Annotated in this window: 5 protein-coding genes; 2 read left to right on the top strand and 3 right to left on the bottom strand. The window is 65.8% G+C overall.

Annotation, left to right across the window (positions count from 1 at the left end; all coding sequences use genetic code 11):
* Positions 1-108 precede the first annotated feature (108 nt).
* Positions 109-861: a SagB/ThcOx family dehydrogenase gene (locus GX414_08735; GenBank protein NLI47179.1), complete on the bottom strand. Its 753-nt coding sequence runs from the start codon at positions 859-861 to the stop codon at positions 109-111.
* Between the two features lie 228 nt (positions 862-1089).
* Between GX414_08735 and GX414_08730 the strand changes: the two genes are divergently transcribed.
* Together GX414_08730 and GX414_08725 are read left to right on the top strand one after the other, a co-directional pair.
* Entirely contained in the window at positions 1090-1566 is a 477-nt protein-coding gene (locus tag GX414_08730; protein NLI47178.1) for a hypothetical protein, read from the top strand.
* Positions 1567-1719: 153 nt separating this feature from the next.
* Positions 1720-2805 carry a GNAT family N-acetyltransferase gene (locus GX414_08725; protein NLI47177.1) on the top strand — a complete coding sequence of 362 codons (1086 nt, stop codon included), beginning with the start codon at positions 1720-1722 and terminating at the stop codon, positions 2803-2805.
* Positions 2806-3268: 463 nt separating this feature from the next.
* Here GX414_08725 and GX414_08720 read toward each other — a convergent pair whose 3' ends face one another.
* Positions 3269-3499: a GIY-YIG nuclease family protein gene (locus GX414_08720; GenBank protein NLI47176.1), complete on the bottom strand. Its 231-nt coding sequence runs from the start codon at positions 3497-3499 to the stop codon at positions 3269-3271.
* 123 nt (positions 3500-3622) lie between these two features.
* Positions 3623-3929, bottom strand: a 307-nt coding sequence (locus tag GX414_08715) for a hypothetical protein (GenBank protein ID NLI47175.1), incomplete at its 5' end; no start/stop codon positions are given.

The following is a 3929-nucleotide window of genomic DNA, read 5'->3' as shown; positions in this document are numbered from 1 at the left end:
GACGACGAGGAGGCGGATGTGTCCGAACGCCGCCGGTAGCATCACGCAGGAGTGATGCACCCGCCGCCCGGCCGCCGGCCGTCCCCCCGCCGGTTCGGCCGGGCGGTGCTATTTGATCGCCGGCCCCGCCGTGGTCATGTAAATCGCCGTCTCCTCCCGGCCGTCCACTCCCAGCAGCTTGTTGACCTCCCCGTCGTAGAGCGCGGCGATGGCGCAGCAGCCCAGGCCCAGCGCCTCGGCCGCCAGGGCGACGTTTGCGGCGATGTGGCCGGCGTCGAGGTAGATGTACCGATAGGCCCGCTGGCCGTACTTCCAGCTGCAGCGGGGCACCACCGCCGTCCAGACGAACGTGACGGCGGCCCGGCTCACCATGCCCTGGTCCAGCGCGGCATGGGCCAGCAGCCGGCTCGCGTCGCCGGTCCGGAGCCGCTCCAGCGCCCAGCGGGGGATGTTCAGGTGGTAGATCCCCCGGGCCAGCCGCTCCACGGCGTGGGCGTAGAGGTAGGTCTCCACCGGGTAGAGCGCCCCGGCCGACGGCGCCGTGCGCAACAGGTAGCCGAAGGATCGCTCCGTCACCCCCTGGGCGGCCCACAGCAGCGCCTCCAGGCTGGCGAAGGGAATGGCGCCGGCGGCGAATTCGCGCCGGGAGCGCCGGTGCGCCAGCGCCTGCCAGAGGTTGAACTGCAGGTCTGGCGGGGCGGCGGCCAGCGGGATCACCGCGTCCGCCGCCGGGTACTCCTTGAACGCCGCCGGTTCCTCCAACGGCCTGCGCCCGGCCGGGATGTTGTCGGGGGTGTACTTGGTCAGCTCCTGGAACAACTCGCCGATCTGGTCATCCCGGTGCTCGTCCGTCGGTCCCATGATCGCCTCCACCCAACCATCATTCGGAACCCCGTCGTCCGTTGGACCCGACAACCGAAATTGGTGACATTATAGCATTCACGATCGCCACCGATGGATCCGATCATCCGGGCGGCGATCCGCCGGTTTGCCGTGGCCCGCTTGACATTTCGAAAACAAATTGGGTATACAATGCGGGTCCCTTCCGTGTGGACCGGCGTGATTCGGATATGCCCAAGCGAGGATCCCATGACCACAGTGTTGCTGATCGCTGCAGCCGTGGTGCTCGTGATCGTGGTGGTGGCGGCGGTCGTCTGGAACCTGGGTGATCGCGGCGAAGCGCCGCCGCTGTCGCCGGCCGGCGAACAGCCGGCGGCCGAAGTGGCTCCGGCCGTCGAGCCCATCGAGATCACCTCCCGCTATGCCGAGGCGGACGGCGTGTCCATTGACCCGAACCGGATCCCGGCGCACCTGCGGCACCTGCTGGACTACGCCCGGACGTGGGCCATCGGCGACGACGTGGAGCGCGACCACTTCATGCGGAGCGTGCCGCCGGCGGAGAAAAAGGCCTTCGTGGACGCCGTGGACCCGCTCCAGGACGAGCTGGCGAAGTGGTCGGCGGAGCACCGCCACGACGTGCCCGTGCCCGACGAGGTGGTGCTGTACGACATGATGGCCGAAGCCGCCGCGGAAGCGGTCGCGGAACTCTATCCCAAGGGGCGCTAGCTCAGGGCTGCTGGCCGGTGGGGCCGTGTGTCGGAGGGGCGACGACCGGCCTCGTGATGTCGCGGAACAATGTCGGCGGCCGTTTCGTTCTTGATGTCAACAGCGGGCCGTTGGGTCCGGCAGCACAATCCGGCAGATCGAGAAGTGTGAAGCATGCCTACTGAAATGCTCATCCGCCCCTTGCAAGACGAGGAGAAACCGGCGGTCCGCGACATCATGCGGCGGTCGTTTCCGCTGGTGCAGCGGTGGTTTTTCTCCTTCACCCCCCACGTCCTGGTGGCGGAGACCGGGGGGGAGATCCAGGGCGCCGTCGTGCTCAAGCTGTTCGCGCTGCCGCGCGGGCGCCGGGGCGGACTCATGTACTGGGCGTTCACTCACCCGGCTGCACGAGGGCTGGGGGTGGGGCAGCGGCTGTTCGACGCCGGCATCCGCTTTCTGGAAGAGCAGGGTTGCGACGAACTCCTCGGCTGCGTCGAGGGGAACAACACGAGTTCCAGCAATCTGCTGGCGGCGCGCGGCTTCGAGATCCTGTCGCCGGGCCGGCAGCTTCGCCGCTGGGGGCTGCACACCCCCCGCGTGTGGCTGAAGATCTTCCACTACATCGACATCGGACATTTCGTCTGGGCGCGCCCCGGGCCCGGCCGGGCGGACAGCGCCGCACTCCAGTGGTGGGGGAACCTGGCGATGAACAGCCTGCTGCTGTTCCTGGTTTTTTGGCGCCTCAAGGGAGCGGCGTTATTCGCCTCGACCCTGTGCTACGAAATTCCCGTCGTGCTCGGCGTATTGTTCGGCGTTCGGGAGCTGGCGATGCGGCTGGCCGCCCGCGGGCGCGGACTCACGGTGCGCTATCGCGCCTGGGAGTCGGCATTCCCGCTGGGTCTGGCACTGGCCGCGGGTCCGGCCTGGTGGTTTCCGATTCTCGGATCCGTCTATCCGGCGGCCCCGGGCTGGCGGTACCGGGACGCCATCCGGACGCTGGGGCCGGCGGCGGCGGCCGGCGGGGCGGCCGTCCTGCTCCTGTCGTGGGGCGCGTGGGCGCTGCTGCGGTGGGCGGCCATCCCGCCGACGGTGTTACCGTTCATCAAGCTGACGGTCACGCTCGGCCCTCTGGCGGCCCTGTTCGACGTCGCCCTGCCGTTCTTCCCGTTCGTCTCCTTCAACGGCCGGCGGATCTGGGACTGGAGCCGCCCGGTGTGGGTCGTCCTGGCCACCCTCGCCGTGGCGCGGTTGTTCGTGTGAGAGCGCAGGGATTTCGGCGAGGAGCGCAACATCCGGGTTAACGATGCCCGGATTCTTCCACACGCCGGCTTACACCGGGCGTTCGATGAGCGCGCCGTCCACTTCCATGAACTTCGCCAGCGCCTGTTGCGCCCAAATGATCTGATGATCGCATTCAGACTCGCCATACTATGCATCGGGGCTGTTGATCTGAAGTGCCGCCCGCCGTCCGTCTGGGCCAGACGTGTGCCGTTGATGCGGAATGGCACCGCGTTCGGGTCGAGGCCTCAGTGCGCAGAGACGACTTCTCCTCCTTCCTCCGGGGGTTGGCTCTGGATAGCGCGGGCCGTCCGCGGCCCGCGCCCTGGAGTGCGGCGGCTGGACGCCGTTTTGAATTCGCCGTAGGCTGCGTCCGCTGGACGCGGCATCCAGCCCGGGCCGAGAGGTCCGGGTGGCCGGAAGCGAAGGGCAAGGGAAAGCCGCGTCAGCGGCGACGGAATCGCTGCCAAACGAGCTGCCATGGACCGGGAAACCGTTTGGTCGTCAGCGTGAGCCGACCGGTTGGATCATGGTGCTGGCGAATCCGGTTTTCCAAGTTGCCGGTGTGGCCGCAGTAAAAACGGCGGATGGACTGACTCTGCAGAATGTAGACCCAGTAGATAATAAAAAGCCGGGGAAAATCTCCCCCGGCTGAAAAATGGCTCCCCGTGCGCAACCCTCTTCATAACCGTTCTCGTTCTCCGGCTGTTAACCGAAAACCTTCAATATCAACGAGTTATCAATGAGCATGCCGTTCCCGGCGAGACGGAAACAGCGTCAAACTCAATTTCCCTTACACCTATTCTTCCAAGATACGTTTTCGAGCAATCTGTTCGATCTTAGCAGCATCAATACCTCCATCAGGCGCATCCTGGGATGTGATCAATCGATCCGAAAAACCGTTTTCCTTATACCAAGTCTGTTTTCGTTCCCACGCCTCGCGATAGCTGGGGACGTTTAGCATACCAAGATGTTCCCAATAAAAAACATCCCCTTCATAGCTGACCGTGAAGTCAGGAAGACGAAAGTCCTTCGAATCAGTCCGCGAATAGAGCGGCTGCTCGTAGTCGTAGCTGATCCCAAGCGCATCCAACACATCTGCCACG

The sequence above is a fragment of the Acidobacteriota bacterium genome (assembly GCA_012517875.1).
Classification (GTDB): Bacteria; Acidobacteriota; JAAYUB01; order JAAYUB01; family JAAYUB01; genus JAAYUB01.
Note: the sequence above shows the minus strand (reverse complement) of the source record. Positions and strands in the feature narration are given on the sequence as shown.

Bases quoted from the DNA above. Each gene is read 5' to 3' on its own strand.
- GX414_08725 (NLI47177.1), top strand. From the start codon at position 1,720: ATGCCTACTGAAATGCTCATCCGCCCCTTGCAAGACGAGGAGAAACCG.
- GX414_08735 (NLI47179.1), bottom strand. From the start codon at position 861: ATGGGACCGACGGACGAGCACCGGGATGACCAGATCGGCGAGTTGTTC.
- GX414_08730 (NLI47178.1), top strand. From the start codon at position 1,090: ATGACCACAGTGTTGCTGATCGCTGCAGCCGTGGTGCTCGTGATCGTG.